Origin of the sequence: Streptomyces sp. NPDC002896, from assembly GCF_040295225.1 — a bacterium.
Classification (GTDB): Bacteria; Actinomycetota; Actinomycetes; order Streptomycetales; family Streptomycetaceae; genus Streptomyces.
In genome coordinates this window covers 25,240-42,019 of the sequence record NZ_JBEOVA010000034.1, presented here as the reverse complement: position 1 = coordinate 42,019, position 16,780 = coordinate 25,240, and the positions used below count along the sequence as shown (strand labels likewise).

Sequence of the window (16,780 nt, the reverse complement as noted above, 5' to 3'; positions counted from 1 at the left end):
ACCAAGAAGTGGGGCCGTACCGCCGGTAATACTTGTCGGTAACAAGGTCTGGCCGCCGCACGCCCAGGCCTCTACGGTGCACCCATGCCGAACCTGCCCGATGTCGTGCTCTGGTCCATACCGGCCTTCGTCCTGCTCACCGTCGTCGAGATCGTGAGCGTCCGGCTCCATCCCGACGAGGAAGCCGCCGGATACGAGACGAAGGACGCCGCCACCAGCATCACGATGGGGCTCGGCAGTCTCGTCTTCGACTTCCTGTGGAAGATCCCGATCGTCGCCGTCTACACGGCGGTGTACGAGCTCACGCCCCTGCGGGTGCCCGTGCTGTGGTGGACGGTCCCGCTGATGCTGCTCGCGCAGGACTTCTTCTACTACTGGTCGCACCGCGGCCACCACGTCGTACGGATCCTGTGGGCCTGCCACGTCGTCCACCACTCCAGCCGCAGGTTCAATCTCACCACCGCCCTGCGGCAGCCCTGGACGTCATGGACGGTCTGGCCCTTCTACCTGCCACTCATCGCGCTCGGCGTGCACCCGGCGGCGCTCGCGTTCTGCTCGTCGGTGAACCTCGTCTACCAGTTCTGGATCCACACCGAACGCATCGGCAGGCTGCCCCGCGTCTTCGAGTTCGTCTTCAACACGCCGTCGCACCACCGCGTCCACCACGCCTCCCAAGGCGGCTACCTGGACCGCAACTTCGGCGGCATCCTGATCGTCTGGGACCGGTTGTTCGGCAGCTTCGTACCGGAGACCGAGCGGCCCGTCTACGGGCTGACCAAGAACATCGCGACCCACAACCCGCTGCGCGTGGCCACGCACGAGTACGTCGCCATCGCCAAAGACCTTCGGACGGCGGCTGGTTGGAGGGAGCGGGCCGGACGTGTGTTCCGCGGTCCTGGGTGGCAGCCGGCCGAGCCCGTTCCGTCCGCCGCCGGGCGGCGGGCGGTCGGGGACGGCGCGGCTGAGCAGCAGACGGTCGCGGAAGGTGCGGCCGGGCGGCGGGTTGTCGGGGAGGGCGCTGCGTGAACGGCCGCCGTGAGCGGGCCGCCCGCGCGCTGCTGTGGGCCTTCGCGCTTGCGGCGGTCGCCGATCTCGTCGCCCTGGCCGCCGGGGCCGGCACGGTCCACACCGCCGTCAAGCCGCTCCTCATGCCGCTGCTCGCGGCGCATGCGGGCGCGCGTGGCGCGCCGCGGCTCCTGACCGGGGCGCTGCTGTGCGGATGGGCCGGCGACACGTTGCTGCTGTCCGAGGCCGATCCGGCGTTCCTCGCCGGGATGGCGGCGTTCGCCGCCGGGCACATCTGCTACCTCGTGCTCTTCGGGAGGCTCGTGTCTTCCGAGAAGCACGTGCCTTTCGGAAGGCACGTGCCCTTCACCGCACGCGCGCGTGCCGCCTGGATCCCGCTCGCGTACGGCGTCGTGCTCGTCGGCATCGTCGCGCTGCTGTGGCGTGACCTGCCGAACGATCTGCGCGGGCCCGTCGCCGCGTACAGCCTGCTGCTGACGGCCATGGCGTACTGCGCCGGCCGGCTCGGGATCATGGCAGGCATCGGGGGAGCGCTCTTCCTGTTGTCCGACACGCTCATCGCGACCGGGGTCGCCGAGTGGCCGCAGCTCCCGCGTCCCGATCTGTGGATCATGGGCACCTATCTCGTGGCGCAGTACCTGCTCACCCGCGGGGTGCTCGATGCCCACGGCAGGCGGGCTGTCCCTGCACCGGCGTACCGGGAAACACGCAATGTCTGACTCTGAACAGACATAGGCTGATCACGACCACCCTGAGCAGGTACTTTGATCAGGCACATCGTGAACACACAGAGGAACCGGACATGCGCGCCACCACCATCCACGCCCCGTACGACATGCGCGTGGAGGACGTCCCCGAGCCCGTGGTGCAGCTGCCCACCGACGCCCTCGTCCGGGTGCTGCGCGCCTGCATCTGCGGCAGCGATCTGTGGGCGTACCGCGGCGAGGCCGCCCGTGAGCCGGGCCAGCGGATCGGACACGAGTTCCTTGGCATCGTTGAGGACACCGGGGCGGAGGTCACCCGCGTCAGGCGCGGGGATCTCGTCGTGGCGCCCTTCATGTGGTCCGACGGCGTCTGCGACTACTGCCAGGAGGGCCTGACGACGTCCTGCGAACACGGCGGATTCTGGGGGTCCGTCGGCTACGACGGCGGACAGGGCGAGGCCGTGCGCGTGCCGTGCGCGGACGGCACCCTCGTCCAGCTGCCCTCCGACGCCGTCTCGGACGACCGTCTGCTGTCGGCTCTGCTCACGCTCTCCGACGTGATGGGGACCGGGCACCACGCCGCGCTGGGCGCGGGCGCACGGCCCGGCGCCACGGTCGCCGTGGTCGGGGACGGTGCGGTCGGTCTCTGCGCCGTACTGGCGGCCAAGCGGCTCGGTGCGGGGCGCATCATCGCGCTGGGCCGTCACCAGGACCGTACGGACATCGCGCGCCGCTTCGGCGCCACGGACGTCGTCGCCGAGCGCGGCGACGCGGCACTGGAGGCGGTGCGCGAACTCACCCGCGGCCAGGGCGCGCACGCGGTCGTCGAGGCGGTGGGCACCGAGCAGTCCATGCGTACGGCCGTGAACATCGCCCGGGACGGCGGCGCCATCGGGTTCGTCGGCGTTCCGCACGGCAGCGGCACGGGCCTGGACCTGAGCGTGATGTTCGACCGGAACATCGCCCTGCGCGGCGGCGTCGCGCCCGTACGCGCGTACATCCCGGAGCTGCTGCCCGACGTCCTCGACGGCACCATCGACCCGTCGCCGGTCTTCGATCTGACCGTCGGCCTGGAGGGTGTGCCGGGCGGCTACAAGGCGATGGACGAGCGCACCGCGCTCAAGGTCATGGTCTCCATGTGACGCCGCCCGGCGATCACCAGCAGGACAATGCCGGGCATCGCCGGGCCGCTACCAGCGGATCGGCAGCGGCAGCGCCGTGAGCAGCGCCGACACGGCCACGACCAGGCCGAGTACGGCCACCTCCGCGCGCGCGGGGACGTACGCGCCGCACCGGTCGGCGGACCGCCTCAGGCGTCGCCGCGCGGTCAGCGCGAGCGCGGCGACGACGGCCACGAGGAGCACCTTCGCCAGCAGGGTGCGCCCGTAGGCCGTCGTCACCAGCTGGTCGAGGACCGTGGACGGCGGCATCCGCCGCAGCGTGCTCCACAGCCCCGTCGCCGTGATAGCGGCCAGCAGAACGATCGCCACGCGCGCGTACAGCCCGAGAAGCGCCGCACCCGCCTCGGGTGCCGTCCGACGCCACAGCCGTATGCGGCGCAGCACGTGCAGCAGCCCGCCGGCCCACAGGGCCGCGCAGGTCAGATGGACGAGGGTCAGGCCCGAGCCGACGAACGGGGTGTCCTCCGTCGTGGGGTGCGCGCGCAGCGCCTCGGCGGCGATGACCGCGGCAAGCGGCAGCAACTGCGTCGCGGGCCGGCGCGAGCGTGCGCACAGTCCGGCGACGAGGAAGGCGTTGAACTCCAGCAGCGCGACCGCACCGTCACGGGTCTGGTAGAGCCCGCCGATGTCCATGTCGGCGAGCCGGTGCGGCACCAGGTTCCCGGTGGACACGACCGAGGCGAGCCCCAGCGCCACCACGCATCCCGCACCCGCAGCGAAGGGCGCCCAGCTGCGCGGTGACGGCTCCAGTGGTGCCCCCGGCACCCGCCGAGCCAGCCATCCCGCGAACACCTCGCCCAGCTGCACACACAGCGCGGCGAACAGGACCATACGGAGCAGTCCGATCCCGCCGAGCCCGGGCGCCGCCGCCTCCCCGGTGCCGTGCAGGGCGGCCGACGGCCCGAGCAGCGGTATCAGCGCCGCGGCCGCCACCAGGACGAGCACCGCGACGGCCCGTCCTGCGGCCTCCCGCCGCACGGGAGCAGCGGGAGCAGGAACAGATACGGCTACGGAAGGAACAGGCGCGGGAGGAACAGAGGCGGGCCCGGGCACCTCTCGGACAGGTCTCTCGCCGCTCGGGCCGGCATCCGGTCGTATGGAGCTCACGGCAAGAGCTTCGCCAGTCGCCGCAGAGCGGGGCAACTCCAGCAGGACAACTGGTCCAACGGCATTCCGGTAACACGACCGTCAGTACGGCACGGAAACCCCGTACGGATGCCGCCCGCCCCGCCAGCCCGCCGCCCGGGATCCGCAGCCCGCAGACGGCGGTTCAGCTCCACTTGGGAGCGTCCTCGCCCCAACGACCGGGTGCCTGAGCCCAGTTGTTCGGTCCGCCGCTGAAGGAGACCGGCGGCAGCGCGTGCCGCAGCCGCCCCAGCGGGCTCTCCGTGACGGCGAGCCACGGCGCGGGGTTCTCCGGGTCGTACGCGGCTGCCTCCGCGGCGGTCCGCTGCCCCGCCTCGCCGGCGAGCCGGTGCACCAGCCACTGCGCCGTCTGCGTGAGGGCCAGCCGGACTGACGTCGCGCCGCCACCGTCCAGCTGCTCGGTGACCGAGCGGAGCACCGCCGCGGCCAGCAGATAGCCGGTGCCGTGGTCCAGCGCCTGGGCGGGCAGCGCCCCCGGCCGTTCGGCGGACCCCTCCAGGGCCGCGATGCCGGTGGCGACCTGCACCAGGCTGTCGAAGCCCCGCCGCTCGCCCCACGACCCGTAGTCACCCCAGGCAGACACCTGGGCGACCACGATGCCCGGCCGCCGGGCGGCCAGTGCCTCCGGAGTCAGCCCGAGCCGGTCCAGCGCGCCGGGCCGGTAGCCGGTGACGACGACGTCGGCCTCGGCGAGCAGGTCCTCGAAGGTGCGACGGTCGGTCTGCCTGGTCAGATCGAGCGTGGTGGAGCGCTTGCCGAAGCCGGTGTCGGCGTGCTGGTCCGGGAGTTCGGGCAGTTGCGGGGGGTCCACGCGCAGCACGTCTGCGCCGAGCAGGGCGAGTGTGCGAGTCCCCACCGGACCTGCGATGACGCGCGTGAGGTCGAGGACGCGCAGCCCGGCCGCGGGCAGCAGCGGATCACCGGAGAGCTCCGGCAGCCGGCGAGGCCCTGCCGAGACACCTGGCTTTCCGATCGGTTCCCGCCTGAGCAGCGGCTGTCCCGCCACGGCGGCGCCCTGCGGATGCGCGGCCCATTCCTCGGGCGTGCGCAGTGCGACGGCGAGGCCTCCTGCCGCGTATACGGCGTCCTCGACGTCTGTCGACCGCCGCTCCGCGAGGGCCGCGGCCATCCGCTCGACCGAGGCGTCGTCCTCCACCAACCCGAGCGCGGCGAGCAGCCGCGCGCGGTGGTGCGGATAGTTCGCGTGCGTCCGCACCCAGCCGTCCGCCGTAGGCCAGAAGCGCGAGAGCGGCGCGAAGTTGACCGGGGCCCTGCCGTCCACGAGCAGATGCCGCTCGCTCACGAACGCCGTGGCCACCGCGCCGTCGTCCACCCGCACCTTGGGCGCGGGCCGCCTGGTGCGGTGCGCGGCGAGCTCGGCGGCAGCCACCGCGCACGCCCCCACACAGGCGCGCGCGAGCTCGATGACGGGAAGCCGCGCGGGCAGCGCCCCCTCGCGGACGACGGTCGAGACACGGTCGAGCAAAGCCGGATCCCCGCCGAGCGCGGCCCACGCCACGCGCGTACCGCCCGACCCGTCTGGCCCGTCCAAAGCTGAGTGCGTCATGCATGCACTATGCCGCACGCAGCGGCGAGGGCCGCTCGGGGGATCTCCCCGAACGGCCCTCGACACTCTGCTGTTTGACGCTACTTGACGGCCTTCAGAGCATCGACGACCCCGAAGCCGTAGAAGCCGTTCACGCGCGCGCCGCCCTCGCAGGTGGCGTCCACCGTGCCGTCGCCGTCCGGGTCGTACGGCTCGGTCGGGCAGCCCGGGTTGTCCGCCTGCGCCTTCAGCAGCGCCTGGAGCTGTGTCGGAGTGGCCTTCGGATGCGTGGACTTCAGCAGCGCGGCGACACCGGCGGCGTGCGGCGACGCCATCGAGGTGCCCTGCAGATAGGCGTATCCGCCGCCCGGCATCGTCGACAGAATCCGGCCGTTCCCCGACGGGGTGTCCGGGATCTGGTACTTGTCGCCACCTGGGGCGGCGATGTCGATGACGCCCTTGCCGTAGGTGGAGTAGTACGACTTGAGGTTCTTGACGCCCGTCGCGCTGACCGTGACCACGCCCGGCAGCTGCGTCGGCACGTCGAAGCACTCGCTCGGGTCGATGGTGCGGGTGACGGGAGTCGAATCGTCGGGGCTCGACTCGTCGACGATCGCGTCCGAGGCGAGGTCGTCGTTGGAGTTGCCCGCGGAGGCCAGGTTGAGCGTGCCCTTGCGCTGGGCGTACAGCTGGGCCCGGTTGACCGCGTCGACGATGGCCCGCTGGTCGGGGTCGTCCATGCAGTTGTACAGCCACGGGTCCACGTAGTAGCTGTTGTTGGTGATCTCGACGCCGTGGTCGGCGGCGAACACGAAGGCGCAGACCACGCTCTCCGGGAAGAACAGCTGGTTCTCGTCCGGTTGGGCCACCGTGATGCCGGCGACCTTGACGCCCGGTGCGACGCCCGCGACGCCGACGCCGTTGCGGGCCGCGGCGATCTCACCCGCCACATGCGTGCCGTGGTAGTGGTCGGCGTCCACGGGCCGCCAGGCGCCGTATGTGGTGTCGGGCTTGCCGCTCACGCAGTTCGCCGACTGCGACGCGGAGAAGTTCGGGGCGATGTCCGGGTGGGTGTCGTCGACGCCCGTATCGATCACGGCGACCGTGACGTCCTTGCTACCAGGGTTGATCTCGGCGGCCTTGTCGGCGCCGATCGCCCGCAGATCCCACTGCTCGGCCTCAAGCGGCTCGGCGTCCGAGCCCGCGGCCTGCGCACCGGCCTTGGCGGCCTCCGCCGCCGAGATGTACTGCGGGGCGCCGGCCTCGGTGGTGCCCGCCGCCGTGAGCGGCGCGGTCCGCGTCGCCCCCGCCGACTGCACCCCGGGCACCGCGCGTATCTCCTTGCCGAAGTCCGGGTTGGCCGAGTGGACGACGATGACGCCGATCTTCTCGTACGCGATGACGACCGAGCCGTCGGCCTTGGCGATCGCCTTCTTCACCGACTCGATCGTCCTGTGGTCGGTCGAGGTGTTGACGACGTACGCGTAGGTGGGGCTCTCCGCCGCCGCGGCGGTCGAAGTGCCGGGCGCCGCAGCCGTCGCGACGCCCGGCATCAGCCCGAGGGACGCCGTGAGCGCGATGCCGATCGGCACGGCGAGAGCAGCGGTCCTACGGCGGCCTGGGCGTCGTCCGGGGCGTCTGGAACGCAGATGAGCCATGGGGTCTCCACATCATCCGGAAACGTGAACTGCCCGAACACAGGTGGTGCTCGGGCAGGTACATGACGGTGGTTCAGGGCGACGCTATCCCTCGTCGTCCCTGGCCAGCAACGACTTCCGAAAGAAATGAAGCGGGTTGAACCGAGCCGCGCGCGCCGCCGTGACGTTGGACAGGGGGTGTCAGCACCATCGAACCCCCGGCCGGATCACGATCCGGGCCACGGGTATGTATCCAGACGTGGCCCCGTGATCCACATCACGTGACGTCAGAGAAACCACACATGTCAGATCAGAACCCGACCACGTCCCAGACCACCCCGACCACCACCGCACCCGCATCGCGAGGAGACTCCGTGGCTACCGATGCACTGCCGCCTTCGAAGGACGGCCCGGCAACCAGTCCCGCAACACCCTCGGCGGAGGACTTCATCGAGGTGCAGGAGAGTGCGGAGTTCGGCGAACTGCGCCGCTCGTACCGCTCCTTCGCCTTCCCGCTCACCATCGCGTTCATCGCCTGGTACCTGCTGTACGTGCTGCTGTCCAACTACGCCGATGGCTTCATGGGCACCAAGCTGTTCGGCAACATCAACGTCGCCTTCGTGCTGGGCCTCGCCCAGTTCCTCACCACGTTCCTGATCGCCTGGTGGTACGCCCGCCACGCCGCGGCCAAGCTCGACCCGAAGGCCGAGGCCATCAAGTCCCGGATGGAGGGCGGCGCATGAGCCCCGCAGTCGCACAGGTCCAGCTCGCCGCCGGTGAGGCGAGCGAGCACCGGCCGCTGATCATCACCCTGTTTGCGCTCTTCGTCGTCGCGACCCTCGTCATCACCGTGTGGGCAGGCCGGCAGACCAGGGACGCCGCCGACTTCTACGCCGGCGGCCGCCAGTTCACCGGTTTCCAGAACGGACTCGCCGTATCCGGCGACTACATGTCCGCCGCGTCGTTCCTCGGTATCGCCGGCGCCATCGCCCTCTTCGGCTACGACGGGTTCCTCTACTCGATCGGCTTCCTCGTCGCCTGGCTGGTGGCGCTGCTGCTCGTCGCCGAGCCGCTGCGCAACTCCGGCCGCTACACCATGGGCGACGTGCTCGCCTACCGGATGCGCCAGCGCCCGGTGCGCACCGCCGCCGGTACCTCCACGATCGTCGTCTCGATCTTCTACCTCCTCGCCCAGATGGCGGGCGCCGGCGTGCTCGTCTCGCTGCTGCTCGGCATCACCAGCGACGCCGGCAAGGTCGGCATCGTCGCGCTCGTCGGCGTCCTGATGATCGTGTACGTCTCGATCGGCGGCATGAAGGGCACCACGTGGGTCCAGATGGTCAAGGCAGTCCTGCTCATCACCGGCACGATCCTCATCACGTTCCTGGTGCTCCTGAAGTTCAACTTCAACGTCTCGGACCTGCTCGGCAAGGCGGCTGAGAACAGCGGCAAGGGCGCGGCCTTCCTGGAGCCCGGCCTCAAGTACGGCGCCACGGCCACGTCCAAGCTGGACTTCCTCTCGCTGGGCATCGCGCTGGTCCTGGGCACCGCGGGCCTGCCGCACATTCTGATCCGCTTCTACACGGTGCCGACCGCCAAGGCCGCGCGTAAGTCCGTGATCTGGGCGATCGGCATCATCGGCGGCTTCTACCTGATGACCATCGCGCTCGGCTTCGGTGCGGCGGCCCTGATCAAGCCGGACGAGATCATCGCCTCCAACAAGGCGGGCAACACGGCGGCCCCGCTCCTCGCCCTGCACCTCGGCGGCGTCGACTCGGCGTGGGGCGCCATCCTGCTGGCCACCATCTCCGCGGTCGCGTTCGCCACGATCCTCGCGGTCGTCGCGGGACTGACCCTGGCCTCGTCCTCGTCGTTCGCGCACGACATCTACGCGAACGTCATCAGGAAGGGCCAGGCCACCGAGAAGGAGGAGGTCAACGCCGCCCGCTACGCGACGGTCGCCATCGGTGTCGTCTCCATCGGCCTGGGCGCGCTCGCCCGCGACCTGAACGTGGCCGGCCTGGTCGCCCTCGCCTTCGCGGTCGCCGCGTCCGCCAACCTGCCGACGATCCTGTACAGCCTCTTCTGGAAGCGGTTCACCACCCAGGGCGCGCTGTGGTCGATCTACGGCGGTCTGACCACGGCCGTCGTCCTGGTGCTGTTCTCGCCGGTGGTCTCGGGCAAGCCCACGTCGATGTTCCCCGACGCCGACTTCCACTGGTTCCCGCTGGAGAACCCGGGCATCATCTCGATCCCGGTGGGCTTCCTGCTGGGCTGGCTCGGCACCGTCCTGTCCAAGGAGTCGGCGGACACCGCCAAGTACGCCGAGCTGGAGGTGCGGTCCCTGACCGGCACCGGGGCGCACTGAGCCGACGCCGCGCTGAACTGCCCTGATCAGCTCCGCGCAGGCGCGGAGCTGATCGTGCGTACGGCCGCGTCGTGGAGCCCGTGATGGGTCTCCACGACGCGGCCGCGCCGTTCCTCGTGGGGATCAGGCTGGTGTCGATGTCAGTCCCGTCACGTAGGCTCGCAAGTGACCGAGTGATCCGGACCAGGGAGGGGGCCGACGTGCTCATCGACACCTATGGCCGCGTGGCCACCGACCTACGCGTGTCGCTGACCGACCGGTGCAATCTGCGGTGCGCCTACTGCATGCCCGAAGAGGGCCTGCAGTGGCTGTCGAAGTCCACGCTGCTCACCGACGACGAGATCGTCCGCCTCATCCGGATCGCCGTCACCCGGCTCGGCATCACCGAGGTCCGCTTCACCGGCGGCGAACCACTGCTGCGCCCCGGTCTCGTCGGCATCGTCGACCGCGTCGCCCGGTTGGAGCGGCGTCCCCAGATGTCCCTCACGACGAACGGCATCGGCCTTGGCCGCACGGCGAAAGCCCTGAAAGAGGCGGGCCTCGACCGGGTCAACGTCTCGCTGGACACCCTCCGCCCGGACGCCTTCAAGACCCTCACCCGCCGCGACCGCCACCACGACGTGCTGGCGGGCCTCGAGGCCGCCCGCGCGGCCGGCCTCGAACCGGTCAAGGTCAACACCGTGCTGATGCCCGGGCTCAACGACGACGAGGCCCCGGAGCTGCTGGCCTGGGCCATCGAGAACGACTACGAGCTGCGTTTCATCGAGCAGATGCCGCTGGACGCCCAGCACGGCTGGAAGCGCGAGGGCATGATCACGGCGGGGGACATCCTGCAGTCGCTGCGTACGAGGTTCGAGCTCACCCCCGAAGGCGCCGACGAGCGCGGCTCGGCACCCGCCGAGCGCTGGATCGTCGACGACGGCCCGCACCGCGTCGGCGTCATCGCCTCCGTGACCCGCCCGTTCTGCGCGGCCTGCGACCGCACCCGGCTCACCGCCGACGGCCAGGTGCGCACCTGCCTGTTCGCCACCGAGGAGACGGACCTGCGGGGAGCACTCCGCTCGGACGCATCCGACGAGGAGATCGCCCGCATATGGAAGCTGGCGATGTGGGGCAAGAAGGCGGGCTCGGGGCTCGACGACCCGGCGTTCCTGCAGCCGGAGCGACCGATGTCGGCGATCGGCGGCTGAGTCAGCACCAGGCCTGCGTCGCCGCGCCCGGCCTCAGCTGCCCTGTTCCCCCGGCTCCTCCGGCGCTTCCCACTCATCGAGCTTCACCACGTCCTTGAGGAACCCGCGTATCCCGAGGAACTTGGAGAGATGCTCGCGGTGCTCCTCGCATGCGAGCCAGGTCTTACGGCGCTCCGGCGTATGGATCTTCGGGTTGTTCCAGGCGAGGACCCACACCGCGGCGGCGCGGCAGCCCTTGGCGGAGCAGATCGGGGACTCCGGCGATGCGGGGAGCGGGAAGAAGTCGGGGGCGTTCACGCCCTCGACCCTAACGGTGCCCCCAGCTACCGCTGGGCGGTGCCCCAGCTGACACGGTCATGGCGTACGGAAGGCGGGCCCAGAAGGGGGGCCAAGAAGAGGGGGACAAAAGGCGACGCCGAGCAGCCACGGGGGGAGCTGCCCGGCGTCGGTCTGTCGCTCCGACGGGGGATGCGGAGCGCGTAGGAAGTATGTCACGGAGGACCCGGCGACCGGCACTGGATCGTCATGATTGATCTGAGCTTTTCTTGAGCTTTGCGGAATCCTCGTGATCAGCTCTGGTCCCGCGCCTCGTCACCTGAACGGGCGCGCGTGTCACCGGCGTCGCCGGTCGAGGCATCGCCCGCGGTGTCGGCGGCACCGGTGGCGTCTTCCGGGACGGATTCCGCGGAGCCGTCCTGCTGCGGCGGCGCGATCATCGGCCGGGTCGGCGCGAGTGTGAAGGACGACGGCAGCGAAGGGGCGTTCTCCCGCCCGGCGTTGGCGATCACCACGGCGACATAGGGGAGGACGGCGCCGAGCACAAGGGCCACGATGGCGACGTGCCGTTCCACGTTCCACAGCACTGCGGCGAGGATCACCGCGACGGTACGGACCGACATCGAGATGACGTAGCGGCGCTGGCGCGCCCGGACATCCGCCTCGAGGCCCTGCCTAGCGGCTGTGATCCGGAAGACCTGGCCCCCGCTCTGCTTCCGCATCGTGTTCCACCACCTGGTCGCTGTGTCGGACTCTCCCCCGGCCCGGACCTGACCGATCCGGCCGGAGCCCGGTCCGAACACACTCCACGTTACGCCGCGGCTGCGCCGGGTTCGACACCGGGCCCCCGTCCCACCTGGGCGGACCCGATGCGCCGTCCGTCGTATGGTGCCGCCCGACATGCGCCGTACGGCCGACGGTCCGAGACTGGGGGCAAGCTCGCGTGAAGCCGCACTAGGAGGCAGTCATGGGCTGGTTGTGGGCGATCATCGTGGGATTTGTACTCGGTTTGCTGGCCAAGGCGATCCTCCCCGGCAAGCAGCACAGCCCGCTGTGGCTGACCACCGTTTTCGGCATCATCGGCGCCGTCATCGGCAACTCGCTGGCGGCGTCCTTCGGCATCGCCGAGACGAGGGGCATCGACTGGGGCCGGCACGCGCTGCAGCTCGTAGCGGCGCTGGTCATCGTGGGGCTCGGCGACATGCTGTATGTGTCGCTCCGCGGGAGGCGCAGAGCGTGACGTACCGGCTGCCGAGCCGGTGCGCCGAAGGGGGCGGCTCCGCACGATGGCGGAACCGCCCCCTTCGGCGTACTCGGCTGGGGGAGTCCCGGCTTGTCAGCCTGCCGTGACCTCGACAGCCGCCAGGTTCTTCTTGCCCCGGCGCAGCACCAGCCAGCGGCCGTGCAGCAGGTCCTCGGCCGCCGCGACCGCGTCCTCGGCGGTGACCTTCGCGTTGTTCACGTAGGCACCGCCCTCCTTGACCGTGCGACGGGCGGCGGACTTGCTCGGCACCAGGCCGGTCTCCGCGAACAGATCCACGACCGGGCCCAGCTCGGCGACCTTCGCCTGCGGGAGCTCGGAGAGGGCCGCGCTCAACGTGGCCTCGTCCAGCTCCTCCAGCTCACCCTGGCCGAAGAGGGCCTTGGACGCCGCGATGACCGCCGCCGTCTGGTCGGCGCCGTGCACGAGCGTCGTCAGCTCCTCGGCCAGCGCACGCTGGGCCGTGCGCGCCTGCGGGCGCTCCTGCGTGACCTTCTCCAGCTCCTCGAGCTCCTCACGGCTCTTGAAGCTGAGGATCCGCATGTACGTCGAGATGTCCCGGTCGTCCACGTTCAGCCAGAACTGGTAGAACGCGTACGGCGTCGTCATCTCCGGGTCCAGCCAGATGGCGCCGCCCTCGGTCTTGCCGAACTTGGTGCCGTCCGCCTTGGTCATCAGCGGCGTCGCCAGCGCGTGGACGTTCGCGTGCGGCTCCAGGCGGTGGATCAGGTCCAGACCCGCGGTCAGATTGCCCCACTGGTCGCTGCCGCCCTGCTGCAGCGTGCAGCCGTGGCGCCGGAACAGCTCCAGGAAGTCCATTCCCTGCAGCAGCTGGTAGCTGAACTCGGTGTAGCTGATGCCCTGGTCGGACTCCAGCCGGCGGGCGACCGAGTCCTTCGTCAGCATCTTGTTGACGCGGAAGTGCTTGCCGATGTCCCGGAGGAACTCGATGGCGGACAGGCCCGCCGTCCAGTCGAGGTTGTTGACCATGACGGCCTTGTTCTCGCCCTCGAAGGACAGGAACGGCTCGATCTGGGCGCGTACCCGCTCCACCCAGGCCGCGACCGTCTCCGGGTCGTTCAGCGTGCGCTCCGCGGTCGGCTTGGGGTCGCCGATCTGGCCGGTCGCACCGCCCACCAGCGCCAGCGGGCGGTGGCCCGCCTGCTGGAGCCGGCGCATGGTGAGCGCCTGCACCAGATGTCCCACGTGCAGGCTGGGCGCGGTCGGGTCGAAGCCGCAATAGAACGTGACGGGACCGTTCGCGAGCGCCTTGCGCAAAGCGTCCTCGTCAGTGGACAGGGCGAAAAGGCCCCGCCACTTCAGCTCGTCGACGATGTCCGTCACGGTTGCTTGTCTCCTTGAAGGGTTCAATCAGATGGAAGGGGCGGAACGGTGTGGCCCGCTCCCCGCAAGTCTATGAGGGTCACACGCCCTGACTGACCGAGCTCATGTTGAAGTCCGGCACGCGCAGGGCAGGCATCGCGGCCCGAGTGAAATAATCGCTCCATTCACGCGGCAATGTCTTTTCCGTGCGTCCGGCCTCCACCGCCCGGCCCAGCAGGTCGACCGGCGACTCGTTGAACCGGAAGTTGTTCACCTGCCCGGTGACCTCGCCGTTCTCGACGAGGTAGACGCCGTCCCGGGTCAACCCGGTGAGCAGCAGCGTGGCCGGGTCCACCTCGCGGATGTACCAGAGGCAGGTCAGCAGCAGCCCCCGTTCGGTCGAGGCGACCATGTCCTCCAGCGAGCGGTCGTCGCCGCCGTCCAGGATCAGATTGCCGATCGAGGGGGCCACCGGCAGCCCGGTCAGGCCCGCGCTGTGCCGCGTGGTGATCAGGTGAGCGAGCGTGCCCTGCCGGATCCAGTCGATGGGGGACACCGGCAGCCCGTTGTCGAAGACGGAGGCGTCGTCGCCGGAGGAGTGCGCGAGGACGAAGGGGGAGGACTCGAGTCCCGGCTCCTTCGGATCGCTGCGCAGGGTCAGCGGCAGCTCGGACAGCTTCTCGCCGATCCGCGTGCCGCCGCCCGGCTTGCTGAAGACCGTCCGCCCCTCGGCTGCGTCCCGGCCCGACGACGACCACATCTGGTAGATCAGCAGGTCGGCCACGGCGGTCGGCGGCAGCAGCGTCTCGTAGCGGCCCGCGGGCAGCTCCACACGCCGTTCGGCCCAGCCGAGCCGCGTGGCGAGCTCCTCGTCCATGGCGCCCGGGTCGACGTCCGTGAAGTCGCGCGTGGAGCGGCCCGCCCAGGCCGAGCGGATCCGGTCCGGCGACTTGGCGTTCAGCTCCAGCGTCCCGTTCGGCTGGTCGTGCCGCAGCCGCAGCCCCGTCGACGTACCGAGATAACTGGACACGAACTCGTGGTTGGCGAACCCGTACAGCTCGCGACCGCCCGCGCGGGCCCGCGCGAAGGCCTCGCCGAGTGCCGGGGCGAAGTCCGCGAAGACCGCCGACGACGTCTCGGCGGGCGCGTCCGTGAAGTCCGGCGAGGCGGGGACACCCTCGACGAGCGGCTGCGCGTCCTCAGCGGGACCCGCTGCCTGCGCCGCGGCCTCGGCGGCCCGCACCAGCGGCTCCAGCTCGTCCGCCGTGACGGCCGAGCGCGAGACGACGCCCGACGCCGTACCCTCCTTGCCGTCCACGGTCGCGATCACGGTGAGCGTACGGCCGCGGGTGACACCGTTCGTCGTCAGCGCGTTGCCCGCCCAGCGCAGGTTCGCGGTCGAGTGCTCGTCGGCGATGACCACGCAGCCGTCGGCGCGGGACAGCTCGAGGGCGCGCTCGACGACCTCGTGCGGCTTGTTCGTACGAGTCGTCGTGCTCATCGCCCGGCCTCCTGCGTGGTGTTAAGGATGTTCACGCCCTTGAAGAGGGCCGACGGGCAGCCGTGCGAGACGGCTGCGACCTGGCCCGGCTGGGCCTTGCCGCAGTTGAAGGCGCCGCCCAGGACGTACGTCTGCGGGCCGCCGACCGACGCCATCGAGCCCCAGAAGTCGGTGGTCGTCGCCTGGTACGCGACATCGCGGAGCTGCCCGGCGAGGCGCCCGTTCTCGATCTTGAAGAACCGCTGCCCGGTGAACTGGAAGTTGTAGCGCTGCATGTCGATGGACCAGGACCGGTCGCCGACGACGTAGATCCCGCGGTCGACGCCGCCGATCAGGTCCTCCGTCGACAGCCCTCCCGGATCCGGCTGCAGCGAAACGTTCGCCATGCGCTGCACGGGCACGTGGCCGGGGGAGTCGGCGTACGCGCAGCCGTTGGACCGCTCGAAGCCGGTCAGCTTCGCGATCCGCCGGTCCAGCTGGTAGCCGACGAGCGTCCCATCCTTCACGAGGTCCCAGGACTGCGCGGCCACGCCCTCGTCGTCGTACCCGATGGTCGCGAGCCCGTGCTCGGCGGTCCTGTCACCCGTCACGTTCATGATCTCGGAGCCGTACTTCAACTTGCCGAGCTGGTCGAAGGTGGCGAACGAGGTTCCGGCATACGCCGCCTCGTAGCCGAGCGCCCGGTCCAGCTCCGTCGCGTGCCCGATGGACTCGTGGATGGTCAGCCACAGATTGGACGGGTCGACGACCAGGTCGTACACGCCCCCCTGGACGCTCGGCGCGCGCATCTTCTCGGCCAGCAGCTCCGGGATCTGTTCGAGCTCGCCGTCCCAGTCCCAGCCCGTGCCGGTCAGGTACTCCCAGCCGCGCCCGACCGGCGGCGCCAGCGTGCGCATCGAGTCGAACTCGCCGCTCGACTCGTCGACCGCGACCGCCGTGAGCTGCGGGTGCAGCCGCACGCGCTGCTGCGTCGTGACCGTTCCCGCCGTGTCCGCATAGAACTTGTTCTCGTGCACTGTGAGCAGCGAGGCGTCGACGTGCGCGACGGCATCGGACGCCAGCAGCCGCTCGCTCCAGGCGCCGAGCAGCGCGGTCTTCTCCTCGTCCGGTACGGAGAAGGGGTCGATCTCGTACGCGGAGACCCAGGTCTTCTCGCTGTGCACGGACTCGTCGGCGAGCTCCACCCGCTCGTCGGACCCGGCAGCCTTGATCACCTCGGCCGACAGCTTCGCCATCGCCACGGCCTGGCTCGCCACCTTCGCCGCGGCGTCCATCGTCAGATCCACGCCCGATGCGAACCCCCACGTGCCGCCGTGCACCACACGGACCGCATAGCCCAGATCCGTGGTGTCCGCCGAGCCCGACGGTTTCGCGTCACGCAGTCGCCATGACGCGCTGCGCACCCGCTCGAAGCGGAAGTCCGCATGTTCCGCACCCAGCGCCCGCGCCCGGGCGAGCGCCGCGTCGGCGAGAGCCCTCAGCGGCAGCGCGAGGAACGACTGGTCAATGTCATGGGCCACGGGTGGCCTTCCTTCCCTCGTACCCTCCGTTTGCCAGTCCGAAGTGAAACACGACACGCGGTCGGCGGGCGCCGGACTTTTCCAGGTCGCGGCCCCGGTCT

At 70.5% G+C, this 16,780-nt stretch carries 15 protein-coding genes; 7 read left to right on the top strand and 8 right to left on the bottom strand.

Features of this window, described 5'->3' with window-relative positions; genetic code table 11:
- Positions 1 to 84 precede the first annotated feature (84 nt).
- From ABT009_RS38930 to ABT009_RS38920, 3 genes are all read left to right on the top strand, one after another.
- Positions 85 to 1,026, top strand: a complete 942-nt coding sequence (locus tag ABT009_RS38930) for a sterol desaturase family protein (protein ID WP_351305992.1) — start codon at positions 85 to 87, stop codon at positions 1,024 to 1,026.
- Positions 1,023 to 1,745 carry a lysoplasmalogenase gene (locus tag ABT009_RS38925; protein ID WP_351305990.1) on the top strand — a complete coding sequence of 241 codons (723 nt, stop codon included), beginning with the start codon at positions 1,023 to 1,025 and terminating at the stop codon, positions 1,743 to 1,745. Before ABT009_RS38930 ends, ABT009_RS38925 begins: the two co-directional genes overlap by 4 nt.
- 83 nt (positions 1,746 to 1,828) lie before the next feature.
- Complete coding sequence (locus ABT009_RS38920; RefSeq protein WP_351305988.1) at positions 1,829 to 2,872, top strand: zinc-dependent alcohol dehydrogenase family protein; 1,044 nt, start codon at positions 1,829 to 1,831, stop codon at positions 2,870 to 2,872.
- A gap of 48 nt (positions 2,873 to 2,920) precedes the next feature.
- On the opposite strand, the gene ABT009_RS38915 is transcribed toward ABT009_RS38920, so the two are convergent.
- The 3 genes from ABT009_RS38915 to ABT009_RS38905 form a co-directional block, all read right to left on the bottom strand.
- Positions 2,921 to 3,889 carry a CopD family protein gene (locus ABT009_RS38915; RefSeq protein ID WP_351305987.1) on the bottom strand — a complete coding sequence of 323 codons (969 nt, stop codon included), beginning with the start codon at positions 3,887 to 3,889 and terminating at the stop codon, positions 2,921 to 2,923.
- A gap of 292 nt (positions 3,890 to 4,181) precedes the next feature.
- Positions 4,182 to 5,624: a CoA transferase gene (locus ABT009_RS38910; protein ID WP_351305985.1), complete on the bottom strand. Its 1,443-nt coding sequence runs from the start codon at positions 5,622 to 5,624 to the stop codon at positions 4,182 to 4,184.
- An 80-nt stretch (positions 5,625 to 5,704) separates the two neighbouring features.
- The gene (locus tag ABT009_RS38905; protein WP_351305983.1) at positions 5,705 to 7,261 is read right to left on the bottom strand and encodes a S8 family serine peptidase; all 1,557 of its coding nucleotides are present in this window, start codon (positions 7,259 to 7,261) and stop codon (positions 5,705 to 5,707) included.
- Positions 7,262 to 7,614: 353 nt separating this feature from the next.
- Here ABT009_RS38905 and ABT009_RS38900 point away from each other — a divergent pair, with 353 nt between their 5' ends.
- The 3 genes from ABT009_RS38900 (at position 7,615) to moaA (ending at position 10,798) form a co-directional block, all read left to right on the top strand.
- A complete protein-coding gene (locus ABT009_RS38900; protein WP_351305981.1) occupies positions 7,615 to 7,983 on the top strand; it encodes a DUF485 domain-containing protein in 369 nt (122 codons plus the stop codon).
- Positions 7,980 to 9,608: a monocarboxylic acid transporter gene (locus ABT009_RS38895; protein ID WP_351305979.1), complete on the top strand. Its 1,629-nt coding sequence runs from the start codon at positions 7,980 to 7,982 to the stop codon at positions 9,606 to 9,608. Before ABT009_RS38900 ends, ABT009_RS38895 begins: the two co-directional genes overlap by 4 nt.
- A 200-nt stretch (positions 9,609 to 9,808) precedes the next feature.
- Positions 9,809 to 10,798 (top strand): GTP 3',8-cyclase MoaA, encoded by a 990-nt coding sequence (gene moaA, locus ABT009_RS38890; RefSeq protein WP_351305977.1) that lies wholly within the window; start codon positions 9,809 to 9,811, stop codon positions 10,796 to 10,798.
- A 33-nt stretch (positions 10,799 to 10,831) separates the two neighbouring features.
- Here moaA and ABT009_RS38885 read toward each other — a convergent pair whose 3' ends face one another.
- Positions 10,832 to 11,095: a hypothetical protein gene (locus ABT009_RS38885; RefSeq protein ID WP_351305975.1), complete on the bottom strand. Its 264-nt coding sequence runs from the start codon at positions 11,093 to 11,095 to the stop codon at positions 10,832 to 10,834.
- A 272-nt stretch (positions 11,096 to 11,367) separates the two neighbouring features.
- The gene (locus tag ABT009_RS38880; RefSeq protein WP_351305974.1) at positions 11,368 to 11,796 is read right to left on the bottom strand and encodes a DUF3099 domain-containing protein; all 429 of its coding nucleotides are present in this window, start codon (positions 11,794 to 11,796) and stop codon (positions 11,368 to 11,370) included.
- A gap of 245 nt (positions 11,797 to 12,041) precedes the next feature.
- Here ABT009_RS38880 and ABT009_RS38875 point away from each other — a divergent pair, with 245 nt between their 5' ends.
- Positions 12,042 to 12,314, top strand: coding sequence for a GlsB/YeaQ/YmgE family stress response membrane protein (locus ABT009_RS38875; RefSeq protein WP_351305972.1), 273 nt, complete (start codon positions 12,042 to 12,044; stop codon positions 12,312 to 12,314).
- A 96-nt stretch (positions 12,315 to 12,410) separates the two neighbouring features.
- Here the strand turns inward: ABT009_RS38875 and tyrS are convergent, their stop codons facing one another.
- From tyrS to ABT009_RS38860, 3 genes are all read right to left on the bottom strand, one after another.
- Positions 12,411 to 13,679: a tyrosine--tRNA ligase gene (gene tyrS / locus ABT009_RS38870; RefSeq protein WP_351305970.1), complete on the bottom strand. Its 1,269-nt coding sequence runs from the start codon at positions 13,677 to 13,679 to the stop codon at positions 12,411 to 12,413.
- 79 nt (positions 13,680 to 13,758) lie between these two features.
- Positions 13,759 to 15,159 (bottom strand): metallopeptidase TldD-related protein, encoded by a 1,401-nt coding sequence (locus tag ABT009_RS38865; protein WP_351305968.1) that lies wholly within the window; start codon positions 15,157 to 15,159, stop codon positions 13,759 to 13,761.
- Positions 15,156 to 16,679 carry a TldD/PmbA family protein gene (locus tag ABT009_RS38860; RefSeq protein WP_351305966.1) on the bottom strand — a complete coding sequence of 508 codons (1,524 nt, stop codon included), beginning with the start codon at positions 16,677 to 16,679 and terminating at the stop codon, positions 15,156 to 15,158. Before ABT009_RS38860 ends, ABT009_RS38865 begins: the two co-directional genes overlap by 4 nt.
- Between the last annotated feature and the right edge of the window lie 101 nt (positions 16,680 to 16,780).